General features: G+C 71.6%; 25 protein-coding genes. 12 read left to right on the top strand and 13 right to left on the bottom strand.

The annotated features are described in order from the left end of the window. Positions 1-144 precede the first annotated feature (144 nt). The 4 genes from ACFWEJ_RS04800 to ACFWEJ_RS04785 form a co-directional block, all read right to left on the bottom strand. On the bottom strand, positions 145-1,590 hold the full coding sequence (locus tag ACFWEJ_RS04800) for a class II fumarate hydratase (protein ID WP_377228066.1): 1,446 nt from the start codon (positions 1,588-1,590) through the stop codon (positions 145-147). Between the two features lie 94 nt (positions 1,591-1,684). Beyond that, entirely contained in the window at positions 1,685-2,338 is a 654-nt protein-coding gene (locus ACFWEJ_RS04795) for a carbonic anhydrase (protein WP_377228068.1), read from the bottom strand. A 5-nt stretch (positions 2,339-2,343) separates the two neighbouring features. Continuing rightward, entirely contained in the window at positions 2,344-3,270 is a 927-nt protein-coding gene (locus ACFWEJ_RS04790) for a carbohydrate kinase (RefSeq protein ID WP_377228065.1), read from the bottom strand. Then, on the bottom strand, positions 3,267-3,521 hold the full coding sequence (locus ACFWEJ_RS04785; RefSeq protein ID WP_377228067.1) for an exodeoxyribonuclease VII small subunit: 255 nt from the start codon (positions 3,519-3,521) through the stop codon (positions 3,267-3,269). The genes ACFWEJ_RS04790 and ACFWEJ_RS04785 overlap by 4 nt, the downstream gene beginning before the upstream one ends. A gap of 141 nt (positions 3,522-3,662) precedes the next feature. On the opposite strand from ACFWEJ_RS04785, the gene ACFWEJ_RS04780 reads away from it, so the two are divergent. Next, the gene (locus ACFWEJ_RS04780) at positions 3,663-5,282 is read left to right on the top strand and encodes an ABC-F family ATP-binding cassette domain-containing protein (RefSeq protein WP_377228064.1); all 1,620 of its coding nucleotides are present in this window, start codon (positions 3,663-3,665) and stop codon (positions 5,280-5,282) included. Here the strand turns inward: ACFWEJ_RS04780 and ACFWEJ_RS04775 are convergent. Beyond that, positions 5,279-5,899 (bottom strand): HAD family hydrolase, encoded by a 621-nt coding sequence (locus ACFWEJ_RS04775; protein ID WP_377228063.1) that lies wholly within the window; start codon positions 5,897-5,899, stop codon positions 5,279-5,281. The genes ACFWEJ_RS04780 and ACFWEJ_RS04775 overlap by 4 nt on opposite strands. A 128-nt stretch (positions 5,900-6,027) precedes the next feature. On the opposite strand from ACFWEJ_RS04775, the gene ACFWEJ_RS04770 reads away from it, so the two are divergent. Beyond that, on the top strand, positions 6,028-6,771 hold the full coding sequence (locus tag ACFWEJ_RS04770) for an SDR family oxidoreductase (RefSeq protein WP_377228062.1): 744 nt from the start codon (positions 6,028-6,030) through the stop codon (positions 6,769-6,771). On the opposite strand, the gene sigJ is transcribed toward ACFWEJ_RS04770, so the two are convergent. Beyond that, positions 6,737-7,693, bottom strand: a complete 957-nt coding sequence (sigJ, locus tag ACFWEJ_RS04765) for an RNA polymerase sigma factor SigJ (protein ID WP_377228061.1) — start codon at positions 7,691-7,693, stop codon at positions 6,737-6,739. The two genes, ACFWEJ_RS04770 and sigJ, sit on opposite strands and share 35 nt — an antisense overlap. Positions 7,694-7,849: 156 nt before the next feature. Here sigJ and ACFWEJ_RS04760 point away from each other — a divergent pair, with 156 nt between their 5' ends. Further along, the gene (locus ACFWEJ_RS04760; protein WP_377228060.1) at positions 7,850-8,599 is read left to right on the top strand and encodes a class I SAM-dependent DNA methyltransferase; all 750 of its coding nucleotides are present in this window, start codon (positions 7,850-7,852) and stop codon (positions 8,597-8,599) included. Positions 8,600-8,670: 71 nt separating this feature from the next. Further along, a complete protein-coding gene (locus tag ACFWEJ_RS04755) occupies positions 8,671-9,324 on the top strand; it encodes a TetR/AcrR family transcriptional regulator (protein WP_377228059.1) in 654 nt (217 codons plus the stop codon). On the opposite strand, the gene ACFWEJ_RS04750 is transcribed toward ACFWEJ_RS04755, so the two are convergent. The 4 genes from ACFWEJ_RS04750 to xseA all read right to left on the bottom strand — a co-directional run bounded on the left by ACFWEJ_RS04750 (position 9,285) and on the right by xseA (position 13,201). Then, positions 9,285-9,692, bottom strand: a complete 408-nt coding sequence (locus ACFWEJ_RS04750; protein ID WP_377228058.1) for a RidA family protein — start codon at positions 9,690-9,692, stop codon at positions 9,285-9,287. The two genes, ACFWEJ_RS04755 and ACFWEJ_RS04750, sit on opposite strands and share 40 nt — an antisense overlap. 134 nt (positions 9,693-9,826) lie before the next feature. Then, complete coding sequence (locus ACFWEJ_RS04745; RefSeq protein ID WP_377228057.1) at positions 9,827-10,969, bottom strand: epoxide hydrolase family protein; 1,143 nt, start codon at positions 10,967-10,969, stop codon at positions 9,827-9,829. Between the two features lie 40 nt (positions 10,970-11,009). Then, the gene (locus tag ACFWEJ_RS04740; protein WP_377228056.1) at positions 11,010-11,906 is read right to left on the bottom strand and encodes a phosphotransferase enzyme family protein; all 897 of its coding nucleotides are present in this window, start codon (positions 11,904-11,906) and stop codon (positions 11,010-11,012) included. A gap of 32 nt (positions 11,907-11,938) precedes the next feature. Next, the gene (gene xseA, locus ACFWEJ_RS04735) at positions 11,939-13,201 is read right to left on the bottom strand and encodes an exodeoxyribonuclease VII large subunit (protein WP_377228055.1); all 1,263 of its coding nucleotides are present in this window, start codon (positions 13,199-13,201) and stop codon (positions 11,939-11,941) included. A gap of 63 nt (positions 13,202-13,264) precedes the next feature. On the opposite strand from xseA, the gene ACFWEJ_RS04730 reads away from it, so the two are divergent. Beyond that, on the top strand, positions 13,265-14,302 hold the full coding sequence (locus ACFWEJ_RS04730; RefSeq protein WP_377228054.1) for a 4-hydroxy-3-methylbut-2-enyl diphosphate reductase: 1,038 nt from the start codon (positions 13,265-13,267) through the stop codon (positions 14,300-14,302). A gap of 63 nt (positions 14,303-14,365) precedes the next feature. On the opposite strand, the gene rmuC is transcribed toward ACFWEJ_RS04730, so the two are convergent. Continuing rightward, the gene (rmuC, locus tag ACFWEJ_RS04725) at positions 14,366-15,868 is read right to left on the bottom strand and encodes a DNA recombination protein RmuC (protein WP_377228053.1); all 1,503 of its coding nucleotides are present in this window, start codon (positions 15,866-15,868) and stop codon (positions 14,366-14,368) included. A gap of 195 nt (positions 15,869-16,063) precedes the next feature. Between rmuC and ACFWEJ_RS04720 the strand changes: the two genes are divergently transcribed. The 7 genes from ACFWEJ_RS04720 (at position 16,064) to ACFWEJ_RS04690 (ending at position 22,597) form a co-directional block, all read left to right on the top strand. Continuing rightward, entirely contained in the window at positions 16,064-16,894 is an 831-nt protein-coding gene (locus tag ACFWEJ_RS04720; RefSeq protein WP_377228052.1) for an ABC transporter ATP-binding protein, read from the top strand. Next, on the top strand, positions 16,876-18,489 hold the full coding sequence (locus ACFWEJ_RS04715; protein ID WP_377228051.1) for a hypothetical protein: 1,614 nt from the start codon (positions 16,876-16,878) through the stop codon (positions 18,487-18,489). The genes ACFWEJ_RS04720 and ACFWEJ_RS04715 overlap by 19 nt, the downstream gene beginning before the upstream one ends. An 83-nt stretch (positions 18,490-18,572) precedes the next feature. After that, a complete protein-coding gene (locus tag ACFWEJ_RS04710; protein WP_377228050.1) occupies positions 18,573-19,349 on the top strand; it encodes a DinB family protein in 777 nt (258 codons plus the stop codon). A gap of 11 nt (positions 19,350-19,360) precedes the next feature. Then, positions 19,361-20,446, top strand: coding sequence for a redox-regulated ATPase YchF (gene ychF, locus ACFWEJ_RS04705; protein WP_377228049.1), 1,086 nt, complete (start codon positions 19,361-19,363; stop codon positions 20,444-20,446). A gap of 240 nt (positions 20,447-20,686) precedes the next feature. Continuing rightward, positions 20,687-21,190, top strand: a complete 504-nt coding sequence (locus ACFWEJ_RS04700) for an HAD domain-containing protein (protein WP_377228048.1) — start codon at positions 20,687-20,689, stop codon at positions 21,188-21,190. Positions 21,191-21,302: 112 nt separating this feature from the next. Further along, positions 21,303-21,899 (top strand): hypothetical protein, encoded by a 597-nt coding sequence (locus ACFWEJ_RS04695; protein WP_377228047.1) that lies wholly within the window; start codon positions 21,303-21,305, stop codon positions 21,897-21,899. A 134-nt stretch (positions 21,900-22,033) separates the two neighbouring features. Then, complete coding sequence (locus tag ACFWEJ_RS04690) at positions 22,034-22,597, top strand: hypothetical protein (RefSeq protein WP_377228046.1); 564 nt, start codon at positions 22,034-22,036, stop codon at positions 22,595-22,597. Between the two features lie 78 nt (positions 22,598-22,675). On the opposite strand, the gene ACFWEJ_RS04685 is transcribed toward ACFWEJ_RS04690, so the two are convergent. Both ACFWEJ_RS04685 and ACFWEJ_RS04680 read right to left on the bottom strand, forming a co-directional pair. Further along, complete coding sequence (locus tag ACFWEJ_RS04685) at positions 22,676-22,978, bottom strand: hypothetical protein (RefSeq protein ID WP_377228045.1); 303 nt, start codon at positions 22,976-22,978, stop codon at positions 22,676-22,678. 111 nt (positions 22,979-23,089) lie between these two features. Further along, positions 23,090-23,434, bottom strand: a complete 345-nt coding sequence (locus ACFWEJ_RS04680) for a hypothetical protein (RefSeq protein ID WP_377228044.1) — start codon at positions 23,432-23,434, stop codon at positions 23,090-23,092. Positions 23,435-23,471: the final 37 nt, after the last annotated feature.

Genomic DNA, 23,471 nt, shown 5'->3' with positions numbered 1-23,471 from the left:
ACCACACCCCCCCCGGCCGGCCGGGCGGCCCGGGCCCGCCCCGACCCCGGCCGCCGGGGCCACCCCGGTCGCCGCCCCCCCCCGCCGTACCCCCGCGGGCCGCTACCGACCGGAAGCGGCCCTCTGCTGTGCGTACCGGGTGGCTCAGGCCTGCGGCGGGCGGGTCATCGACAGCACGTCGAGCGCCGTGTCGAGCTGCTCCTCGGTGACCTCGCCGCGCTCGACGAAGCCAAGGTCGACCACGGCCTGGCGCACGGTGATGCCCTGCTTCACGGCGTGCTTGGCCACCTTGGCGGCGGCCTCGTAGCCGATCGCGCGGTTCAGCGGCGTGACGATCGACGGCGACGACTCGGCCAGCGCGCGGGCGCGCTCGACGTTGGCGGTGATGCCCACGATCGTCTTGTCCGCCAGCACGCGCGACGCGTTCGACAGCAGGCGGATCGACTCCAGCACGCCCTGCGCGATCACCGGGATCTGCACGTTGAGCTCGAAGGAGCCGCTCGCGCCGGCCCACGCGACGGTGGCGTCGTTGCCGATGACGCGCGCGCAGACCATGAGCACGGCCTCGGGGATGACCGGGTTGACCTTGCCCGGCATGATCGAGGAGCCCGGCTGCAGGTCGGGCAGCGCGATCTCGCCCAGGCCGGTGTTGGGGCCGGAGCCCATCCAGCGCAGGTCGTTGCAGATCTTGGTCACGGAGACCGCGATGGTGCGCAGCGCGCCCGAGAGCTCGACCAGGCCGTCGCGCGCGGACTGCGCCTCGAAGTGGTCGCGCGCCTCGGTCAGCGGCAGGCCCGTGTCCTGGGCGAGCAGCGCGATGACCCGCTGCGGGAACCCGGCGGGGGTGTTGATGCCGGTGCCGACGGCGGTACCGCCCAGCGGGACCTCAGCGGCGCGCGGCAGCGCGGACTGCAGGCGCTCCACGCCGTAGCGGATCGCGGCGGCGTACCCGCCGAACTCCTGGCCGAGGGTCACCGGGGTGGCGTCCATCAGGTGCGTGCGGCCGGACTTCACGACGGTCGCGTACTCGTCGGACTTGGCCTGCAGCGCGTCGGCCAGGTGGGTCAGCGCGGGGATCAGGTCGTTGACCACGCCCGACGTCGCGGCGACGTGCACCGAGGTGGGGAACACGTCGTTCGACGACTGCGACGCGTTGACGTGGTCGTTCGGGTGCACGTCCTTGCCGAGCGAGGCGGTGGCGAGCGTCGCCAGCACCTCGTTGGTGTTCATGTTCGACGACGTGCCCGAGCCGGTCTGGTAGACGTCGACCGGGAAGTGGCCGTCGTGCTTGCCGGAGGCGACCTCGTCGGCCGCGGCGACGATGGCGTCGGCGATGTCCTGGTCGAGCACCCCGAGCTCCGCGTTGGCGGTGGCGGCGGCCTTCTTCACCCGGGCGAGCGCCTCGATGTGGGCGCGCTCCAGCGGGGTGCCGGAGATCGGGAAGTTCTCGACGGCACGCTGCGTCTGCGCTCGGTACAGGGCGTTCGCGGGGACGCGGACCTCGCCCATGGTGTCGTGCTCGATGCGGTATGCGGCGTTGGTGTCGCCGGGCTCGGTCGAGCCCGACGAGACGACGGTGTCAGCAGTCATGGGTCTATCGTGCCGCAGGCTCGGGCGGGTGACGCATCCCAGCGCGTGACTCGTGTCACCCCGGCCCGCCCGAGCCCTTCCGGTCGCCCGGCGGTCAGGGCCGCTCGCCCACCTCGCCGATCACGTCGACCATGCGCGCGCTGCCCTCGGCCAGGTCGTACTCCAGGCCGACGACGGCGCACCGGCCCTCCTTGACCGCGCTCGCCAGCGCCGCCGAGTAGCCGTGCAGCATGCCGACCGTGTGCTTCACGTGCTCGCGGCGCAGCACGTTCTGGTCGGACAGCGCGGTCATCGCCTGGGCGGGGTCGCCCGACGTGATGCTCGCGATCGACGGGATCACCCGGTCCACGACGGCGCGGACGAACCCGGGCGGCTGCTCGCCCGTGGCGAGCGTGTGCGCGGCGGCGGCGACGGCACCGCACGAGTCGTGCCCCAGCACCACCACGAGCGACGCGCCGAGCACCTCGACCCCGTACTCGATCGACCCGACCACCGTGGTGTCCACGACGTGCCCCGCGGTACGCACCACGAACACGTCGCCCAGGCCCTGGTCGAAGATGATCTCCGCGGCCACGCGCGAGTCCGAGCAGCCGAAGATCACGGTGTGCGGGTGCTGCGCGGCCTGCAGCTCACGCCGCCGGTCCGCGTTCTGCGACGGGTGCGCGGGGGCGTCCGCGACGAACCGCTCGTTCCCCTCGCGCAGCCGGGTCCAGGCCTCGCTGGGGCTGAGCCGTTCCGGGTTCTGGATGGTGCTCACAGTCCGACCTCCTCGCGACGCGGCGGGTTGGCGCCCGCCCGGGAAACAGTGATCGCGGCGACGGCGACGCAGCGGTCCAGCAGCCGCCGCACCGTCGCCACGTCGACGGCGTTCAGGGCGTCCCGCCGGGCCGAGCCCAGCAGGTCGTGCTCCCACAGGCCGTCGATCAGGGCGCCCATGAACGAGTCGCCGGCGCCCACGGTGTCGACCACCTCGACGCTCGGCGCCACGGCCTCGACCTCGCCGGCGTCGGACACGGCCACCGCGCCCTTGCCGCCGAAGGTGACGACCACCAGCGCGGGCGTGCCGCGCTGCCAGTCGCGGGCGACGGCCACCGGGTCGGTGTCCGGGTAGAGCCAGGCCAGGTCCTCGTCGCTCACCTTGACCACGTCCGAGAGCTGCACGAGCGCCTCGACGCGCGGGCGCACCTCGTCGGCCGGGCCCATGATCGCGGGCCGGGCGTTCGGGTCGTAGGTCGTGGTCGACGTGCCCCGCGCGGCCTCGAGCACCTGGCGCACCTGCGTCGCGCCCGGCTCCAGCATCGCCGCGATCGAGCCGGTGTGGACGGCGAGCGCGTCGCCGGCCCCGGCGTCCTGCAGCGCCTCCGCGGGGACCTGCCAGGTGAGGTCGAAGTCGTAGCTGGCCGAGCCGCCGTCGTCCAGCGTGGCCACCGCGACGCTCGTGCGCTCCGCGCCGTCGCTGCCCTCGACCAGGCCGACCGCGGACTCCGCGAGCCAGCCGCGCACGAGGTCGCCCCGCGCGTCGGCCCCGAGCCACGTCGCCAGCCGGACCTCCCGGCCCAGGCGGCCCAGCGTGAGCGCCACGTTCGCGATGCTGCCGCCGGGATGCTCGGCCGAGGAGCCGTCGGGCCGGCGCACCTCGTCCACCAGGGCCTCGCCCACGGCAAGGACGTGCGCGCTCACTCGGCGTCCTCCGAATCGGCCGCGGCCGTCGACGCGTTCTGCGCGGCGGCGAGGCGCTCGCGGGCGCCGTCGAGCCACTCCTGGCAGCGGGCGGCCAGGGCCTCCCCGCGCTCCCAGAGCGCCAGGGACGCCTCCAGCGGCTCGCCACCGGCCTCCAGCCGCCCGACGACCTGCACGAGCTCGTCGCGCGCCTGCTCGTAGCTGAGGGAGGCGACGTCGGGGGTCCTCACCGGCTCGCCTGCATCGGTCACAGCATCTGTACTCACGGGGAACAGTCAACAGCACACCGCCGACATCCGGGGTCCGCCGTCCACAGGTTCGACAGGTGGCTCCGGCGGCCGGCCCGGAATCAGTTTGGTCCAGGCCGGTCCGGCATCGGACCATGGTGACCCATGGGTCATCTGGAAGTAGCGCACGCCGAGTACCACCTGCCGGACGGCCGGACCCTCCTGGGGGACGTCTCGTTCCGCGTGGGCGAGGGCAGCGCGACGGCGATCGTGGGCCCCAACGGCGCGGGCAAGACGACGCTCCTGCGCCTGATCACCGGTGAGCTGGAGCCGCACGGCGGCTCCGTGGTCGTCAGCGGCGGGCTCGGCGTGATGCGCCAGTTCGTGGGCTCGGTGCGCGACGAGACCACGGTGCGCGACCTGCTGGTCTCCGTCTCCGACGCGCGCCTGCAGCAGGCCGCGCGGGCGGTCGACGAGGCCGAGCACGCGATGCTCACCATCGACGACGAGGACGCCCAGATGGCGTACGCGCAGGCGCTGTCGGACTGGGCCGAGGTGCGCGGCTACGAGGCCGAGACACTGTGGGACGTGTGCACCATGGCCGCGCTCGGCGTGCCCTACGACCGGGCGCAGTTCCGTGAGGTGCGGACCATGTCGGGCGGCGAGCAGAAGCGGCTCGTGCTGGAGGCGCTGCTGCGCGGCACCGACGAGGTGCTGCTGCTCGACGAGCCGGACAACTACCTGGACGTGCCGGGCAAGCGGTGGCTGGAGGAGCAGCTCAAGGCCACCCGCAAGACCGTCCTGTTCGTCTCGCACGACCGCGAGCTGCTCTCCACGGTGGCCGACCGCATCGTGTCGCTGGAGCCCGGCCCGGCCGGGGCCGACGCCTGGGTGCACGGCGGCGGGTTCGCCACGTTCCACGAGGCGCGGCGCGAGCGGTTCGCGCGGTTCGAGGAGCTGCGCCGGCGTTGGGACGAGAAGCACGCGCAGCTCAAGAAGCTCGTGCTGACCCTGCGCAACCAGGCCGCGAGCAGCCCCGACATGGCCTCGCGCTACCGGGCGGCGCAGACCCGCCTGCGCAAGTTCGAGGAGGTCGGCCCGCCGCCCGAGCCGCCGCGCGAGCAGGACATCACGATGCACCTGCGCGGCGGGCGCACCGGCCTGCGGGCCGTGACCTGCGAGGGGCTGGAGCTCACGGGGCTCATGAAGCCGTTCGACCTGGAGATCTTCTACGGCGAGCGGGTCGCGGTGCTGGGCTCGAACGGGTCGGGCAAGTCGCACTTCCTGCGGCTGCTCGCGGGCGGCGACGTGGCGCATTCGGGCTCCTGGAAGCTGGGCGCGCGCGTGGTCGCCGGCCACTTCGCGCAGACCCATGCGCACCCCGAGCTGTTCGGGCGCGCGCTGCTCGACATCCTGTGGGAGGACCACGCGCAGGACAAGGGCAAGGCGATGGCGCGTCTGCGGCGCTACGAGCTCACCGTGGCGGCCGAGCGGCCGTTCGACCGGCTGTCGGGCGGCCAGCAGGCCCGGTTCCAGATCCTGCTGCTGGAGCTCGCGGGCTCGACGGCGCTGCTGCTCGACGAGCCCACCGACAACCTCGACCTGGAGTCGGCCGAGGCGCTGCAGGAGGGCCTGGAGTCCTTCGACGGCACGGTGCTGGCCGTGACCCACGACCGCTGGTTCGCGCGGTCGTTCGACCGGTACCTGGTCTTCGGCTCCGACGGCATCGTGCGCGAGACGCCGGAGCCCGTGTGGGACGAGCGGCGGGTCGACCGGGAGCGCTAGCCGGCCGGGTGCACGCCGTGCGCGGCGAGCCGGTCCACGAGCGCGTCGTGGCCCTCGTCGAGGCACCAGTGCACCGCGGCCATGCCGGCGGACCGGGCGCCGTCGACGTTGGCGGGGTGGTCGTCGACGAACAGGACCGACGCGGCGTCGGCCCCGATCCGGGTGGCTGCCTTCTCGAAGAAGGCCGGGTCCGGCTTCGCGACGCCGAGCTCGCACGAGTACAGGTTCACGTCGAACACGTCGTCGTACCCGAGCACCGTGCGCATGTACTCGGCCCGGCGCTTCACCTGGTTGGTCCCCAGGTGCACCCCGTAGCCGGCCGCGCGCAGGCGTCGGACCAGGTCGAACGACTCCGCCGACGGCTCGGTGTTCTGCCACACCGCCGCGTACAGGTCGGTGGCGGCGACGTCCTCGCGCCCCTGCTCGCGCAGCACCTGCGCGAGCACCGGCAGGAAGTCCTCGTCGCCGGCCAGGAGCGGTCGCTCGCGTTCCGACGCCTCGTCCAGCACGGCGCGGGCGTGCTCGCCCAGCACCGTCTCGGCCGCGGTGTAGAAGCCGCCGCGGACCTGCTGGAGCACACCGTCGGCGTCGAACAGGACGTGTCGGATGGTCGTCACACGGGAACCGTAGCAACCACGCACGAGGCGTCCTGGCGGCGTCTGTCACAGATCCGGGGTGCTCCCGGTCGAACACGTGACGGGCCGTCCGGGCCCGTCCGCGAACATCGCCAACCAAGGAGCACACCATGAAGATCGTGGTCATCGGCGGCACGGGCCTCGTCGGCAGCCAGGTAGTGAAGAATCTGGAGGCGCACGGGCACGAGGCGGTTGCCGCCGCGCCCCAGACCGGCGTGAACACCCTGACCGGTGAGGGTCTTGACGAGGTGCTCGAGGGCGCGCAGGTGGTGATCGACCTCAGCAACTCGCCGTCGTTCGCCGAGGAGGACGTCACCAACTTCTTCCGGACCTCGACGACCAACCTCCTGGAGGCGGAGAAGAAGGCCGGCGTGCAGCACCACGTGATCGTCTCGATCGTCGGCGCCGACGGCATCGACTCCGGCTACATGCGCGCGAAGGTCGTGCAGGAGGACCTGGTCAAGGCCTCCGGCTCGGGCTGGTCGATCGTCCGGTCCACGCAGTTCTTCGAGTTCCTCGCCTCGATCGCCGACACGGCGACCGTCGACGGCGTCGTCCACATCGCGCCCGTCCGCTTCCAGCCGATCGCCTCGGCGGACGTCGCCAGGTTCGTCGGCCGGACCGCCGCGGGCACGCCGCTCGGCGCGACCATCGAGATCGCCGGCCCCGAGACCTTCGGGTTCGACGAGATCGTGCGCAAGCACCTCGCCTCGAAGGACGACCCCCGCGAGGTGGTCGCCGACCCGAGCGCGACCTACTTCGGCGCGGAGCTCAAGGACGCCGAGCTCGTCCCCGCGGGGGAGGCCCAGCTCGGCGAGGTCAGCTACGAGCAGTGGCGGGCGGCTCAGGCGTAGCGTCCCCGGTGCCCGCCTCCGGCGCGGCCTGGTCCGCCCAGGCCCGCCGGAGCGGCGCTGTCTTGTCGGGGTTCATCTGCCACATCAGCTCCTGCACGCCCTCCTCGGACACGGTCGCGGACAGGACGCCGACCAGCGCGCCGTCCCGCTCCATCGCGAAGCCCTCGGCGCCGTTGACCTCGATGGGCCGCGTGGTGATGCCCGCCCAGAAGACCTCCGCGAACGACGACAGGACCTGGGCCACCTTGGTACGACCCTGGACCGCGACCCGGGCGACGTTCTTGGCCCGGCCGTTGCTGTCGGCACGCGTCACGACGTCCTCGGCGAACAGCTGCTCCAGCCGGGCGACGTCGCCCACCCGGGCCGCGGCGAGGAACGCCGTGAGCAGGTCGCGCCGGGCCGTGTCGCTCACCGTGTTCTTGCGCTCCGAGACGAGGTGCTTGCGGGCCCGGCTCACGAGCTGGCGGGTGGCGGTGGGGGAGACCCCCACGATCTGGGCGATCTCCGGGTACCCGTAGTCGAACGCCTCGCGCAGCACGTACGCGGCGCGCTCCGTGGGGGAGAGCTTCTCGAGCAGCACCAGCACCGCGACGTCCAGGGCCTCGGCGCGCTCCGCACCCAGCGTCGGGTCCGCGCTCGTGTCCACCGGCTCCGGCAGCCACGGTCCGACGTACGTCTCGCGCCGCGACCGCGCGCTCTGCAGCACGTTGATCGCCAGCCGGGTCGCCGCCGTCGTCAGGAACGCCTGCGGGTTGACGACGACCGACCGGTCCGTCGTCTGCCACCGCACCCAGGTCTCCTGCACCACGTCCTCGGCCTCCGCGGCCGAGCCGAGCATGCGGTAGGCGATGCCGAACAGCCGGCGGCGGGCCGACGCGAAGACCTCCGCGGCGTCATCGAGCGTGTCCACATCGCCTGTCATCGTGCTCTCCTGGGGGTAGCGCAGATCTCCCCGGGGGAGACACCGGTCGTCCGGGCGCGGCCGGTGACTCGTTCGGCCGCGCGCCTCGATACCTTCCCGACCGTACGCGACCGAATGATCTTGGGCCGGGTCCGACGGTAGGTGAACATTGTTGCCATGACCACACCCGACCCGATCTTCGTGGACCCCCGCCTCGCGCGCCTCTACGACGCCTTCGACGACGACCGCAGCGACCTCGACCTGTACGCCGGCCTCGCCGAGCGGCTGGGCGCCCGCAGCGTCGTCGACGTCGGCTGCGGCACCGGCGTGCTCGCCCTGCTGCTGGCCGCGCGGGGCCTGGCCGTGACCGGCGTCGACCCCGCCGCCGCCTCCCTGGAGGTGGCCCGCCGCAAGCCCGGCGCCGAGGACGTCACCTGGGTCGAGGGCGGGGCCGACGCCGTCGCCGGACTGGGCCTCGCGGCCGACCTCGCCACGATGACGGGCAACGTGGCACAGGTCTTCACCGGCGACGACGACTGGGCGCGGGCGCTCGCGGCGGTCCACGACGCGCTCCGGCCCGGCGGGGTGCTCGTGTTCGAGACGAGGGTCCCCGCGCGCCAGGCCTGGCTCCGCTGGACGCGCGAGCACTGGTCGGCCCGCCGCACGATCCCCGGCGTCGGCGAGGTCGAGACCTGGACCGAGCTGCTGGAGGTCGCGCTCCCGCTGGTCACCTTCCAGCACACCTACCGCTTCCCGCCCGGCCTGCTGCCCGACGGCGACGTGGTCACCTCGGTCTCGACGCTGCGGTTCCGGGAGCGCGACGAGGTCGAGGCGTCGCTGGCCGCCGCCGGGTTCACGGTCGAGGAGGTGCTGGACGCGCCCGACCGGCCGGGCCTGGAGTGGGTGTTCGTGGCCCGCCGGGGCTAGCGGCGCGGCGCGCCGGGGCTAGGGGCGCGGCGCGCTCTTTTCATGGCAGTGCCATGTCATAGGATTCCCGCATGGCGAGGCAGAAGGACCCGGCGGTGCGCACGCAGCTCCTGGAGCGTGCGGCGCGGATGCTGCGCGAGCGCGAACCCATCACGCTGCGGTCGCTCGTCGACGGGACCGGGGTCTCGACGATGGCGGTCTACACCTACTTCGGCGGGATGGACGGGGTGTGGCGCGCGCTGCGCCAGGAGGGCTTTACCCGGCTGGCGGCGCGGTTCGAGACCCTCGTCGTGCCGGACGACCCCGTCGAGGACCTCGTGGCCGGGGTGGCGGCCTACGTGGTCAACGCGCTCGAGTTCCCCGACCTCTACCGGGTCATGTTCGACGCGACCGTCGAGCTCGAGGACGTCGAGGCCGCCGAGTCGACCCTCGGCTACCTCGTGCGCGCCGCGCGGCGCTGTCGCGACGCGGGCCGCATCGCCGAGGACGCCGACCCCGAGCGGCTCGCCACCGAGGTCTGGACGGTCAGCCACGGGATCGTGTCCCTGGTCGTCAGCCGGGTCGCCTCCCGGCGCACCCTTGCCTCAGGTGTTCCCCTGCTCACCGCGGTGATCGTCGCGGCCGGCGACGATCCCGCGGTGTGCCGGCGCTCGGTCAAGGCCGGCTGGGTCGCGCTGCGCCCGCCTCAGGGCAGCACGGCGATGGCGTCGACCTCGACCACGTAGCCCGGTGCGGCCAGCGCGGTGACCCCGATCCAGGTGCTCGGCTGCTGGAACTCGACGCCCAGCTTCGCGGCCGCCCGCTCACGCCCGATGACGAACTGCTCGGCCTTGTCCGCGTCGAGGTCGACGATGTAGACGGTGACCTTGGCCAGGTCGGCCGCCGTCGCCCCGACCGCGTCGAGCGCGGCGGCGATGTTGAGGTAGGCCTTCTCGGCCTGTGCGGCCACGTCGTCCCGGCCCACGAGGTTGCCCTCGGTGTCCCACGACACCTGGCCGGCCAGGTAGACGGTGCGCGAACCCTGCGTGTCGGCCACCTGGTGGTGGACGTCGACGCGGTGGACGCCTTCGGGGTGCACCAGCTTGACGGTCATCGTCCTGCTCCTTCTTCTCCACGGTCTGCTCGAACCCCCAAAACATAACACTGCGATGCTATGTTATCGAGAGGGTGTGGCCAGGGTCACGCCCGGCGCGGCCGGGCGTGGGACCGGGCCCGGCCGGAGCCGGTTCAGTCGAGGCTGCGGAAGAAGTCGCGGATGTCGTCGGCGAGCAGCTCGGGCTCCTCCATCGCGGGGAAGTGCCCGCCCTCGGCGTGCTCGCTCCAGTGGCTGACGGCGTTCCACGGGTCGAGCGCGCGGCGCATGAGCGGGTGGGTGTCGAACACCGCCCAGGCCGCTGGCACGCCCGAGGGGGCGAGCCAGTCGAGGCCCGAGTGCTCGGCCTCGTAGTAGAACTGCGCGCTGGAGGCGCCGCTGCGAGTGAACCAGTACAGGCTGACGTTCGTCAGGAGCTGGTCGCGGTCGACCGACTCGTCCGGCGTCGGGTGGGCGGGGTTGGTCCAGGTCTGGAACTTCTCGGCGATCCACGCGAGCTGCCCGACGGGGGAGTCGACCAGGGCCGCGCCGATGGTGTCGGGGCGGTGGTTCTGCATCTCGAAGTAGCCGCGCTCGGCCGCGTCCTTGGCGCGCACCGCCTCGATCTGCCCGATCTCGTCCTCGGTCAGGCCCTCGGGATACGGGAACTTGTCGCCGACCATCCCGAGCGACCTGCCGTCGCTGCCCACGTGGGTGCCGATGACCCGCTCGGGGTAGAGCGCGGCCAGCCGGCCCGTGGTGCCCGCGCCGATGTCGGTGCCGTGCGCGGCGAAGCGTTCGTAGCCGAGCCGCGTCATGATCTCGGCGTAGGCCTCGGTCGTGCGCGCGACCTCCCAGCCCGTTCCCGACAGCGGCGTCGAGAACCCGAAGCCCGGCAGCGACGGGATCACCACGTGGAAGTCGTCCGTGAGCAGCGGGATGAGGCGCTGGTACTCGACGAACGAGCCCGGCCAGCCGTGGTTCAGGAGAAGTGGGATGGCGTCCGGGTTGGCCGACTGCACGTGCACGACGTGGAACGTCTGGCCGTCGACGACGGTGGTGAGCTGCTCGTAGGCGTTGAGCGCCGCCTCCTGCGCGCGCCAGTCGAACCCGTCGCGCCAGTACTCGGCGAGCTCCGTGAGGTAGGCCTGCGGGATGCCGCGGCTGAAGTCCGTGCGGTCGTCGCGGCCGGGGACGGGGACCGGCCGCCGCGTCCGGGCGAGCCGGTCGTGCAGGTCGTCGAGATCGGCCTGGGGGATGTCGATGCGGAACGGGGTGAGTGCGGTGTTCTCGGTCATGACAGCTACCTTTCCAGGAGAGGCGGACAGGTTCTGGCCTCTACTTCTCTTCGTTGGGTGTGCGAGGTGCGAGACCGTCCAGACCGCGCCGGGCGTCCTGGAGCCCGCTCTCGTTTCCGCTGTCGTCGCGGATGCCGGTGAGGTCGCGTTCGGCCAGCCGCCGGGCGAAGTAGGCGCCCTGGACCGCGAAGCGGAAGCGGCGGAACGCGTCGAGGTGACCCAGCTCGGACTCGTCGAGCGGGCCCGCGGCCGAGTAGGCGTCGAGGAACTTGCCGGCTCGCTCCGGCCCACCGAGGTACATCACGGCGGAGGCGACGTCGTAGAGCACGGGGCCGCGGCACGCGCCCGTCCAGTCGATCAGGCCCACGGTGCTGGTGGCGGCGTCGTACCGGAACGCCTCGGGCGCGGGATCGGTGTGCAGGACGGACCAGGTGACGGTCAGGCGGTGGGTCGCGCAACGGGCTTGCTCGACCGCGCGCGGGAGCCAGGGGTGGTCGCTCGCGCCGGGCGCGTCGGGTGTCAGCCAGCCGTAGAACCCGCTGGTGCCCGGCTTCTGTCGGGCGGGGGCGCCGGCGTGGTGCACCTGGGCCAGGGTGGTCCCGATCCAGCGCTGCTCCTCGGCCGTCGTGCCGCCGAGCTCCCGGCCGGGGACGTGCTGGAGGAGTGCCAGCCGCTCGCCCGGCGCGACGAGCGCGCCCAGCACTGTGCGCACCGGACTGCCCGTCGTCAGGCCCGCGCGGCCGAGCCGCTCGGCGACCGAGCAGCCTGCTGCGAGCAGCTCGACGTCCGCCGCGGAGACCCGCTTGGCGACGTAGGAGATGTCACCGGCGCGAACCAGCCACGTCCTGGAGTTCATGCCTCCGTCGAGGGTGGTGACCGTGGTCGCGTCCAGCCCCCAGTGGTCCCGCAGGGCCTGGTCGAGCGCATGGGCGTCCATCTCGCCACCTTCACACCGGCTGGTGCGCCGGCCTAGGGAATAGTCGCGGTGACCTCCGCGTCGACCGCGCCCTGGGCCAGGCGCACGTGCACGCCGGCCCCGACCGTCACGTCGTCGGGACTCCGCACCACGTGGCCGTCCGCCCGCTGCACGACGGCGTAGCCGCGCTCCAGGGTCGAGGCGGGAGAAAGCGCCCTGACCTGGGCGCCGAGCCGGCCGATCTCGCCGCTCGCCCGCAGGAGCAGCGCGTCGAGGGCGTGTCGGCCGTGCCGGATCGCCTGGAGGACGTCGCGTTCGCGCGACTCCAGCATCGTCTGCGGCGTCGCGAGGACGGGGCGCGAGCGGACGCCGTCGAGCCCGCGCTGCTCGCGGTCCAGCATGGCCGCGACCGCGCCGCGCATGCGGGAGCGGGCCTGGGTCAGGCGGAGCCGCTCCTCGGAGACGTCGGGCACGATGCGCTTGGCGGCGTCGGTGGGGGTCGATGCGCGGTAGTCGGCGACCAGGTCGAGCAGCGGTGCATCGGTCTCGTGCCCGATCGCGCTGACCAGCGGCGTGCGGACCTGCGACACCGTGCGCACCAGCGACTCGTTGCTGAACGGCAGGAGGTCCTCGACCGAGCCGCCGCCGCGCGCCACGACGATGACGTCGACCCGCGGGTCCTGGTCGAGCTCGGTGATGGCGTTCGACACCTCGCGGACGGCGTTGACGCCCTGCACCGCGACCTCGCGGATCTCGAACCGCACCTGGGGCCAGCGGGCGCGGGCGTTGACCACGACGTCGTGCTCCGCCTTGGACTCGCGCCCGCAGACCAGCCCGACGACGGCGGGCAGGAACGGGAGGTTGCGCTTGCGGGAGGCGTCGAACAGGCCCTCCGCGGCGAGCACCCTCTTCAGGGCGTCGATCCGGGCCAGCAGCTCGCCCACGCCGACGGCCTTGATCTCGTTCGCCTGCATCTGCAGGGTGCCGCGCTTGGTCCAGAAGACGGGCTTGGCGTGCACCACGACGTGGTCGCCCTCGGCCGGCGGCTGCGCCAGGGTGCTCAGGACGCGCGAGAAGATCGTCACGGGCAGGGATGCGTCGGCGTCCGTGTCGCGGAGCGTGAGCCACTGCATGCCGGAACCGGGCCGCAGGTTGAACTGCACCACCTGGCCCTCGACCCAGACCGGCGGCATCTTGTCGATGTAGCCCTTGATCTTCTCCGAGAGCACGCGCACCGGCCAGGGGCTGGAGGGCGTGGTGTCGAGCGCCTTGGCGGGCAGCTCGGTCGGGAGGGTCTGCTGGGTCGGTTCCGTCACGTGTCCAACCCTGCCACCCACCACCGACACAAGCCCTCCGCACACCGCCCCTAGACTGAACCTGTGAGTGTCACGAGCCCTGAGCGCCCTGCCCGGACCAAGACGAAGCGCGTCCTGCTGGCTGCACCCCGTGGTTATTGCGCCGGCGTGGACCGCGCGGTGGTCGCCGTCGAGAAGGCCCTGGAGACCTACGGCGCGCCCGTGTACGTGCGCAAGGAGATCGTCCACAACAAGCACGTGGTCGAGACGCTGCGTGAGCGCGGCGCCATCTTCGTCAACGAGACCGACGAGGTGCCCGAGGGCAGCCGGCTCGTCTTCTCGGCGCACGGGGTGTCGCCCGCCGTGCGTGCATCGGCCGTGGCGCGGAGCCTCGACACGATCGACGCGACCTGCCCCCTGGTCACCAAGGTGCACAAGGAGGCCGTGCGGTTCGCCAAGGACGACTACGACATCCTGCTGATCGGGCACACCGGTCACGAGGAGGTCGAGGGCACCGCCGGCGAGGCGCCCGAGCACGTGCAGATCGTCAACTCGCCCGACGAGGTGGACCAGGTCGTGGTGCGCGACCCCGACAAGGTCGTGTGGATCTCGCAGACCACGCTCTCCGTGGACGAGACCATGGAGACTGTTCGCCGGCTGCGCGAGAAGTTCCCGTCGCTGCAGGACCCGCCCAGCGACGACATCTGCTACGCCACGCAGAACCGCCAGGTCGCGGTGAAGAAGCTGGCGCCCGAGTGCGACCTGGTCATCGTGGTCGGCTCGGCGAACTCGTCCAACTCGGTGCGGCTCGTCGAGGTCGCGCTCCAGGCGGGCGCCACCGCGTCGTACCGCGTGGACCGCAAGACCGAGATCAAGGACGAGTGGCTGGAGGGCGTCACCACGGTCGGCGTGACCTCGGGTGCGTCGGTCCCGGAGATCCTGGTGCAGGACGTCATCACGCACCTCGCGGAGCACGGCTTCGGCACCGTCGACGAGGTGCGGACGGCGACCGAGGACCTCATGTTCTCGCTGCCGCGCGAGCTGCGCGCCGGCCTCAAGGCCGCGGGCGAGGAGCCCAAGCGCCCGCGCCGCGAGGCCCGCAAGGAGCTCCCGCAGGCCTGAGGTCCGTTGTCTGGGCTGTGGGCCGCACCGGTGTGGTGCGGCCCGCAGCCCGACGTCGGTCGGTCAGCCCGCCGCGCTGTCCTTGTGCGCGTTCTTCTTGGCTGCCGCGTCCTCGACCGCCTCCAGTGCGCGCTTGTCGGTCACCGCGAGCTCGGTGACCTCCAGCGCCTGCACCAGGATCCCGTCGGCCTCCTGGTCCAGCGCCCGGTCGATCGCGACGACGCCGCCCTCCTCGGCGGCCAGCAGCTCGGGCTTGGTGATCGGCCGCGGCACCTCCTCGATGCCCCGGATCTCCTCGATGCCGTCCTTCTCGTCGACCACGTCGAGCTCGACCATCCGGCGGGCCGACGTGAGCACGTTGCGCTCCAGCGAGCCGATCATCTGGTTGTAGCTCTTGGTCGCCGACTCCAGCGCGCGGCCGGTCCGGGTGACGTGGCCGGTCATCGTGACCAGGCGCGCGTAGAGCTCCTTGCCGACGGTGAGCACCCGCTGCGCGTTCTCCGCGAGGGCCTCCTGCCGCCAGGCGTACGCGACGGTGCGCAGCAGCGCGAGCATCGTGGTGGGCGTGGCGATGATGACGTTCTTCTGCGCCGCGTACTCCAGCAGCTCGGGCGCGCGCTCCAGGGACGCCGACAGGAACGCCTCGGCGGGCACGAACATCACCACGAACTCCGGTGCCGGCTCGAACTGGTTCCAGTACTTCTTGCCGGCCAGGTCGTCCACGTGCTTGCGCATGTGCCGCACGTGCGCGTCGAGGCGCTGCTCGCGGTACGCGGCGTCGTCGGACTGCTGGGCCTCCAGGAAGCCCAGGAACGCGACCTTGGAGTCGACGACGACGCGCTTGCCGCCGGCGAGGTTGATGACCATGTCCGGGCGGAGGATGCCGTCCTCCGTGGTGACTTGCGCCTGCTCGGTGAAGTCGACGCGGTTGATCATGCCCGCGGACTCCACGACCTTGCGGAGCTGCAGCTCGCCCCACGCGCCGCGGGTCTGCGACGAGCGCAGCGCCGTGACCAGGTCCGCCGTGCCGTTGCGCAGGTCGGTCGAGACCTCGGCGACGTTGCGCATCTGCTCGACCAGGGCGCCCTGACCCTCGATGCGGGCCTTCTCCGCCTGGAGCACCTCGCTGCGCACCAGCTCGACAGCCTTGGTCAGCGGGTCCACCAGCGACTTCACGGCCTGCTCGCGCTGGGCGAGGGCCTGCTCCCCGGCCGACGCCGACCGCTTGAGCCGCTCCTCCGCCAGCTCCAGGAACCGCTTGCTGTTGGCGTCCAGCGCGTCGCCGGCGAGCGCCTGGAACTGCCGCCGCGCGTGCTCCTGCTCGGTGCGGGCGGCCGCGATCTGCTCGGCGGCACGCTCCCGTGCGTCGGCGATCTGCTCGTCCGCGCGGTCCCGCGCGGCCTCCACCTGGCGTTCGGCCGACTCGACCTGGGCGCGCAGACGCACGGCCTCCAGGTCCGACTCGCGCACGGCCGAGGTGCTGCGCTGCGCGTGCCCGAGCCATCCCAGCAGCGCACCGACGACGAGGGCGCCGAGGGCCAGCAGAATCGTTGCGGCGATGTCCATGGGCGACAGGCTGCCACGAGCCACCGACAGTCCCGTACGCCGACACCCCGAGCCGCCCCGATCGTCCGGTATGCGCCGGACATCGGTCCCGTATCCCCGCAGGTGACGTTGTCCGACCGGAGACGGACGGTCTATCACCCCACTCATCCTCGCGTCGGATCCGGTGCGTCGGAGGTCCCGGCTAGGTTGGTTGCCATGACGACCCCAGTCGACCCCGGCCCGCCGGGCAGCGCCGACCCCCAGGCCGCCCCGGAGCCGCCCCCGTACGACCCGTCGGCAGCGCTCAGCGTCCGCGGTCTCTGGAAGCGGTTCGGGCAGAAGATCGCCGTCTCCGGCGTCAGCCTGGACGTACCCCGCGGCTCGTTCTACGGCCTGGTCGGGCCCAACGGTGCGGGCAAGACCACCATGCTCTCGATGGCCACCGGCCTGCTCCGCCCGGACTTCGGCACGGCCTGGGTGCAGGGCGTGGACCTCTGGGCCCGCCCCGACGAGGCCAAGGCCACCCTCGGCGTCCTGCCCGACGGCGTCCGCCTCTTCGACCGCCTGACCGGCCGCCAGCTCCTCACCTACGCCGGGATGCTGCGCGGCATGGACAAGGCCACCGTCGTCGAGCGCACGAACGACCTGCTCCAGGCGTTCGACCTCGGTGCCGACGCGGACACGTTCGTCGTCGACTACTCCGCGGGCATGACCAAGAAGATCGCGCTGGGCAGCGCCATGATCCACGCCCCGCGCACCCTCGTCCTGGACGAGCCGTTCGAGGCGGTGGACCCGGTGAGCGCGGCCAACATCCGCGACATCCTCAAGGACTACGTGTCGGCCGGCGGCACCGTGATCGTCTCCAGCCACGTGATGGACCTGGTGCAGCGCATGTGCGACCACGTCGCGGTGATGGCCGCGGGGCAGGTCCTCGCCGCGGGCACCGTCGACGAGGTGCGCGGGGAGCAGAGCCTGGAGGACCGGTTCGTCGACCTCGTCGGCGGTCGCCAGCACTCGGAGGGGCTCTCATGGTTGCGCGGTTCCTGACCCTCAAGCTGACGCTGATGGGCAACACGTTCCGCAAGAGCGTGTGGCAGACGATCGGCCTGGTCGTCGCCTCGCTGTACGCCCTCAGCATCGTCGGCCTGGTAGTCGTCGCCGTCGTCGGCCTCGGCGTGCTGCAGGACCCGGCCTGGGCCGGGCTGGCCATCACGCTCGGCGGGGCCCTGACCGTCCTGGGCTGGTGGATCATCCCGATCTTCGCGTTCGGCGTCGACGCCACGCTGGACCCGCACCGGTTCGCCACCTTCGCGATCCCCCGGCGCACCCTCGTGGCCGGACTGGCCGTCGCCGGCCTGGTCTCCGTGCCCGGCATCGCGACCGTCCTGGTCGTCCTCGGCACCTCGTTCGCCTGGGTGCTGGAGCCGGGCACACTGCTGGTGGCGCTCGCCGGCGGGACGCTCGGCGTCGCGACCTGCGTCATCGGCTCCCGCGCCATCACCACGCTGCTCGCGCCCGTGCTCGAGTCCCGGCGCTACCGCGAGGTCGTCACGCTCGTGGCGCTCGTGCTGGTGGTGTCGGTCGGCCCGATGATCGGCTGGCTCGCCAACGGCGTCGAGGTCTCCATAGAGGCCGACCCCGAGGGCAGCACGGGCATGCAGCTCCTGCCCGTCTTCGAGCAGGCGGCCGGCTTCGTCGGGTGGACGCCGTTCGGCGCCGCCTGGGCGCTCGCGGGCAGCGCGCACCACGGCGACTGGGCCGGCCTGGCGGGGCGGCTCGCCGTCGCGCTCGGCACCATCGCGCTGGGCTGGCTGGTCTGGGACCGCGCGCTGGGTCGCGCGCTGGAGCGCCCACCCGTCGGGGACGGCGGCGGTGGCCGGGCGAAGGGCCTCGGCGCGTTCGGCCGGGTCCCGTTCTCGCCCACCTGGGCCGTGGCGGCGCGGACCGCCACCTACTGGTTGCGCGACCCGCGCTACTCGGGGTCCCTGGCGATCGTCCCGCTGCTGCCCGTGATCATGTACTTCTCCGGCCAGAGCACGGGCAACTACTTCCTGCTGCTCGCGACGGGGCCGTTCGTGGCCTGGATCCTGGGCTTCAGCATCTCCAACGACATCGCCTACGACAACACGGCGTTCGCGCTGCACGTCGCCTCCGGCGTCGACGGCCGGGCGGACCGGTGGGGCCGGGCCATCCCGATGCTCACGGTGGGTCCCCTGGTCAGCGCGGCCACGGTGATCGCGTCGGTCTGGGTGGCCGACGCGTGGCACCTCACGCTGCCGCTGCTGGGGCTGGCCCTCGGCTCCCTGCTGGTCAGCACGGCCGTGGCGTGCGCGGTCTCCGCGCGGCTCGTCTACCCGGTGGCCAAGCCGGGGGAGAGCCCGCTGAAGTCCCCGCAGGGTGCCGCCGTGGCCACCATGGTGTCGCAGGGCATCGGTTTCGTGATCACGCTGGGGCTGTCGGTCCCGGTGTTCGCCGTGGGGATCGCGGCCCTGGTGCTGGGCGGGGTGCTGTGGGGCGTCGCGACCCTGGTGGTCGGCGTCGTGTACGGCGTGCTCGTCCTGGTGCTGGCGGTGCGGTTCGGCGCCCGCGTGTACGACCGGCGGCTGCCGGAGCTGTTGCAGCAGGTGCAGTCGTTCCCCTGATCTCCGGCGCGGCCCGTGCGGCCTGGGCCTGAGGTCCGGGGCGCGCGGGCCGGATGTCAGAGGCTCGGCGTAGCGTCGCCCGCATGAATCAGATCACAGGACGCGTCGACGGCATCGAGGGCGCCGACCTCCGCGGGGCCGTCGTGCGCGACGCCGACCTGAGCGGCGCCTCGTTCCGCGAGGTCGCCCTGAACGGCGTGCGGATGCGCGGCGTCGAGCTGGCCGGCGCCGACATCGACGGCTATGTCTACGATCTGCGCATCAACGGCGTCGAGGTCGAGCCCCTGATCGAGGCGGAGCTGAACAAGCGGTACCCGGAGCGCGCGCTGCTCCAGGACCGCACGATCGCCGGCCTCCGCGCGGCCCTGGACGCCTACGAGCGCATGTGGGAGGCCACGGTCGAGCGGGTCGCCTCGATGCCCCCGGGCACGGTGGACGTCTCGGTCGACGACGAGTGGTCGTTCGCCCAGACCCTCCGTCACCTGGTGTTCTGCACCGACGGCTGGCTGCGCTGGGGCGCGCAGGGCCGGCGCGACGACGTGTTCTGGCCAGCCGGCGTGCCGCACTCAGGGTTCGCCGCCGGGGCGCCGAGCATCGGGATCGACCCGGCCGCGGCGCCGTCGTACGAAGAGGTGCTGGAGGTGCGCCGAGGCCGGCTGCGCGAGGTGCGGGAGTATCTGGCCGCCGCCTCGCCGGAGCAGGCGGGCAGCCCGGCGGAGCCGCCCCCGTGGATGGACCAGTCCGAGGCCTTCGTCGCGGCCCAGTGCGTGGGGGTGGTCCTCTCCGAGGAGTGGGAGCATCACCGGTTCGCGACCCGGGACCTGGACCTGATCGACGCGGGCGCCGCTCCGTCCACGTAAACTTGCGCGACGTGGCTCTCACTATCGGCATCGTCGGCCTGCCCAACGTCGGCAAGTCCACCCTCTTCAACGCTCTGACCCGCAACCAGGTGCTCGCGGCGAACTACCCGTTCGCCACGATCGAGCCCAACGTCGGCGTGGTCTCGCTGCCCGACGAGCGGCTGAACAAGCTGGCCGAGATCTTCGAGAGCCAGCGGATCCTGCCGGCCACGGTGTCGTTCGTCGACATCGCGGGCATCGTCAAGGGCGCCTCCGAGGGTGAGGGCCTGGGCAACAAGTTCCTGGCGAACATCCGCGAGGCGGACGCGATCTGCCAGGTCACGCGTGCCTTCGACGACCCCGACGTGGTCCGGGTCGACGGCTCGCTCGACGCCCCCGGCGACATCGAGACGATCTCCACCGAGCTCATCCTGGCCGACCTCCAGACCCTCGAGAAGGCCCTGCCGAGGATGGAGAAGGAGGTCAAGATCAAGCGCGGCGACCCCGTCCTGTACGCGGCCGCCAAGAAGGCGCAGGAGATCCTCGACAGCGGCGTGACGCTGTACCAGGGCGCCGCGGACGCCGGCCTGGACCTCGCCGAGATCGCCAGCCTCCAGCTCATGACGGCGAAGCCGTTCATCTACGTCTTCAACACGGACGACGCCGGCCTGGCCGACACCGCCTCCCAGGAGGCGCTGCGCAAGGTCGTCGCGCCGGCGCAGGCCATCTTCCTGGACGCGAAGTTCGAGTCCGAACTCGTGGAACTCGAGCCCGACGAGGCTGCCGAGATGCTCGCGGAGACCGGCCAGGAGGAGTCCGGCCTGGACCAGCTCGCCCGCGTCGGCTTCGACACGCTCGGCCTGCAGACCTACCTGACGGCCGGCCCCAAGGAGTCGCGCGCGTGGACGATCCACCGCGGCTGGACGGCACCGCAGGCCGCCGGTGTGATCCACACCGACTTCGAGCGCGGCTTCATCAAGGCCGAGGTCATCTCCTTCGACGACCTCGTCGAGACCGGCTCCGTGGCCGCGGCGAAGGCGGCGGGCAAGGCCCGCATCGAGGGCAAGGACTACGTCATGCAGGACGGCGACGTGGTGGAGTTCAGGTTCAACGTCTGAGCATCACCCCGGTTTCGGCCTGGTCCTCTGACCAGGCCAAATGCCGGTTGACCTGCGGTAACGCTTCTGAGCCCTCGGGACAGCGGTGGACGGAAGTGGCCTCCAGGGGCCGCCCATTCCCCCATGGTTCCCCCACAAGGAGCAGGCAGGACACCTGACCGGTGGAGAGGACCGTGCCGGCGGTTTGGAAGGCAGGTGCGCCGGCAGCCGACCGCGTCTGCAGGCCGCTATCGTGCGGGCGTGACTGTTGCCCGCACGCTGCTGTTCCTCGACGTCGACGGGACCCTGTTGCCGTTCGGCGGGCCCGGGATGCTGCCTCAGCCGCGCGACGGTAAGCCTGAGGACCCCGACGCGCCGCGCCCGGAGCTCGACTTCATCGATCCGGCGCTCGGTCCGCTGCTGCTGGCCCTTGGCGTCGACCTGGTGTGGGCCACGGCCTGGATGGGTGACGCGAACGAAGTGATCGCGCCGCGGGCCGGGCTGCCAGAACTGCCGGTCGCGGACCTGCCGCCCTATGGCGAGGGCCACCCGGATGGTCTGGGGTGGAAGACACGCGCCCTCGTCCGGGCTGCGGCGGGCCGACCGTTCGTTTGGGTCGACGACGTCCTCACGGAGACCGACCGCCGGTTCGTCGAGGCGGAGCATCCTGGGCCCGCGCTGCTGTTCCAGGTCGAATCGTCTGTCGGGCTGACTGCCGATGGCGTCGCCGAGATCGCGACATGGCTGCAAGGGCGGGAGCCGTGAGGTCATGACGCAAGACGCTCATCGGATCGATGGGTTCCGGCCGGTCGCCGCCCCACTGGCCGCGCTCACGTGGATCCCGCAGGACGTCCGTGAGGAAGGAGACCTCTGTGGAATGGACGCTTCAGGCTGGGAGGACGACACGTGGATCCTGCACGACCTGACGGTTCCGATCGACCTCGCGGATCGCGAGAAAGGGCCGCGGCGCAGGCGCCGATGGCGCGACGTCACCGACGCCGATCTGGCGGCAACGTCGAAGGCAAAGGGGTGGCCGCCGAACTCGATGTACCTGATCAGAGATCTTCGCTGGCCGGACATCGAGATTAATGAGGGTATCTTCGGCGGCGAGTCGCTGACAGCGCTACTCGATGTCTTGGGCGGGTTCTACGGCCCTGACGTAGCGTGCCTCGCCTATTACGGGATGGTGCCCGCCAACGAGTACGAAAGGCTCACCGTTCTGGAGGGACCGCTGTCGGCCATCGGCAGCCTGACGCTCAATGAAGACCTGTTCCGCGGTCTGAGCCCGTCGAACTGGTGGCCCGCGGACCGGTCCTGGTTCGTGTGGACGGACTACGACCTCACGGCGACTCGAGTGTCCGGATCTCGCGCGCTGATTGAAGCGGTCCGCTCGCACCCGCGGCTGGAGACTCTCGACTGGCAGTGGCCCGAAGGAAGTCGAACCCCGGCTGACCGTCGTCGTGTGCGCGGGTGACGGCGGCAGGTCCTTCCTGGCGCCGAGGCCAATATGGGACCATTCGCCCACGAGGGTGAGGGGGTGGCGCCGTGCATGGTCTTGTAATCGGCCGCAGTTCCATCGGAACCAGCTCGCTCAGGCGCGGGCTCACCATGCTCATGGCGACGTTCATTCTCCTGACCGGATGTTCGTCGGTGGCGGATTCGGACGAGCTCCTCACGAGTTTTGCCTCTGTGCGGTCGAAGCTCGTAGCCGCGGGGTTCGACGACGCGGGAGTGCACGCCGGGCGCCGGGAGTACATCGAACATCCCGAGGAGTCGGTCGACATCGTGACGGTCGTGCTGCTGCACGACTCCATGGATGCTGACGTCGCGCGGAAGACGGCTGCCACGGTGGTGTGGAACGAACTGCCGATGAGGTTCGACATCCTCGCGATCGAGTACCAGGGTGAGGCCCGGGAGATCGAGTACGACTGGTTGGCGAACGAGCTCGGACCGCGGCCTGCCGGTCTCAACGACACGAGGGTGGGAGACCACATGGCCGGCGTGGGGAACACCCTGATCGTCGCCGGCGGAATTGCTCTCGCGGTCCTCCTGATCGTGGCTGCACCTGTCGTTGTGCTGATCCGAAGGAACCTCAGGAAGAAGGCGCAGCTGCCCGTGTCGGGGCATGAAGCTCTCCGAGACGCGCACTCCGGTCCTGAACGGTCGAAGTAGCGCAACGCACATCACCTTCGAAGCTCCAGGATTGCGGCATCTAGGCCTTTCGAAAGGTGCGCTGGTCAGACAGGTAGCTCACCGACTTGGGTATCGGATGACGGGCCAGTCATCCCCAGTCGGGTACTGGATGCTGTCTCGGCGGACGTACGCCGTGCGAACTCGCGGACGTCCCACCGCGACGTAGCCCTTGTATGGGGGGATCCAGAACACAGAGCTTTCCCAGTTGGCACGCTCGTACAGGGAATCGAGAGTCCCGACGATCCAGCCCCGCAGCCATGCGTCGTCCAGTCCGAACAACTTCAGTGCGTCGTCGAAGCTGTCTGGTCCGTCAACGTCGCGCGGCGTGGCGGTGGCAACCGAGGCTGCGGTGGAGTCCATCGCAACATGGTCGCGACTTGCGCGGGGCCCGTCACGGAATCAGGAGGGCGAAGTCGCGCCGATCGCCCCGTCTCAGGCGACTACATCATCTGTTCGATGTCTTGCTGCGGCTTACTCGTAGAGCGTCGCGGCCCTGAGTGCGTCATCGATGACTTCCCAGCCGTTCCGCGGCGGATGACGGGGGTAGTGCCCGTCGGAGTTCTCGATCCACCCGGCGAGTGCTTCGAGGTACTTGTGCAGTGTCGGGTTGTGCCAAGGCACATCCGACGCCGATTCGATCGCTAGGGCTCGGGCGGTCTCGACCACAGCGTGCTTGCCGGAACTGAGAGGGGCTGAGGGGCATCCGCCAGCGTCGCATTCCTCGTCGACGTCGAACTCGCCGTGCTCGAACTCGTAGTGAAAACACACGTAATGCATCTGCTCGAAGACGTCGTACTCGGCAGCGCTTACGGCCACGCGTCGATGGCACCGACGGCACAGGAGCTCCATGTAG

This window comes from Promicromonospora sp. NPDC060204 (assembly GCF_042728455.1).
Taxonomy (GTDB): Bacteria; Actinomycetota; Actinomycetes; order Actinomycetales; family Cellulomonadaceae; genus Promicromonospora.
Note: the sequence above shows the minus strand (reverse complement) of the source record. Positions and strands in the feature narration are given on the sequence as shown.

Excerpts from the sequence above, each read along its gene's own strand:
- ACFWEJ_RS04755 (WP_377228059.1), top strand. The coding sequence starts at position 8,671 with ATGGCGAGGCAGAAGGACCCGGCGGTGCGCACGCAGCTCCTGGAGCGT.
- ACFWEJ_RS04740 (WP_377228056.1), bottom strand. The coding sequence starts at position 11,906 with ATGGACGCCCATGCGCTCGACCAGGCCCTGCGGGACCACTGGGGGCTG.
- ACFWEJ_RS04690 (WP_377228046.1), top strand. The coding sequence starts at position 22,034 with ATGCTCATGGCGACGTTCATTCTCCTGACCGGATGTTCGTCGGTGGCG.
- ACFWEJ_RS04720 (WP_377228052.1), top strand. The coding sequence starts at position 16,064 with ATGACGACCCCAGTCGACCCCGGCCCGCCGGGCAGCGCCGACCCCCAG.
- ACFWEJ_RS04770 (WP_377228062.1), top strand. The coding sequence starts at position 6,028 with ATGAAGATCGTGGTCATCGGCGGCACGGGCCTCGTCGGCAGCCAGGTA.
- ACFWEJ_RS04745 (WP_377228057.1), bottom strand. The coding sequence starts at position 10,969 with ATGACCGAGAACACCGCACTCACCCCGTTCCGCATCGACATCCCCCAG.
- rmuC (WP_377228053.1), bottom strand. The coding sequence starts at position 15,868 with ATGGACATCGCCGCAACGATTCTGCTGGCCCTCGGCGCCCTCGTCGTC.
- ACFWEJ_RS04695 (WP_377228047.1), top strand. The coding sequence starts at position 21,303 with ATGGACGCTTCAGGCTGGGAGGACGACACGTGGATCCTGCACGACCTG.
- ACFWEJ_RS04710 (WP_377228050.1), top strand. The coding sequence starts at position 18,573 with ATGAATCAGATCACAGGACGCGTCGACGGCATCGAGGGCGCCGACCTC.
- ACFWEJ_RS04685 (WP_377228045.1), bottom strand. The coding sequence starts at position 22,978 with ATGGACTCCACCGCAGCCTCGGTTGCCACCGCCACGCCGCGCGACGTT.
- sigJ (WP_377228061.1), bottom strand. The coding sequence starts at position 7,693 with ATGACAGGCGATGTGGACACGCTCGATGACGCCGCGGAGGTCTTCGCG.
- ACFWEJ_RS04800 (WP_377228066.1), bottom strand. The coding sequence starts at position 1,590 with ATGACTGCTGACACCGTCGTCTCGTCGGGCTCGACCGAGCCCGGCGAC.
- ACFWEJ_RS04760 (WP_377228060.1), top strand. The coding sequence starts at position 7,850 with ATGACCACACCCGACCCGATCTTCGTGGACCCCCGCCTCGCGCGCCTC.
- ACFWEJ_RS04715 (WP_377228051.1), top strand. The coding sequence starts at position 16,876 with ATGGTTGCGCGGTTCCTGACCCTCAAGCTGACGCTGATGGGCAACACG.
- ACFWEJ_RS04780 (WP_377228064.1), top strand. The coding sequence starts at position 3,663 with ATGGGTCATCTGGAAGTAGCGCACGCCGAGTACCACCTGCCGGACGGC.
- ACFWEJ_RS04750 (WP_377228058.1), bottom strand. The coding sequence starts at position 9,692 with ATGACCGTCAAGCTGGTGCACCCCGAAGGCGTCCACCGCGTCGACGTC.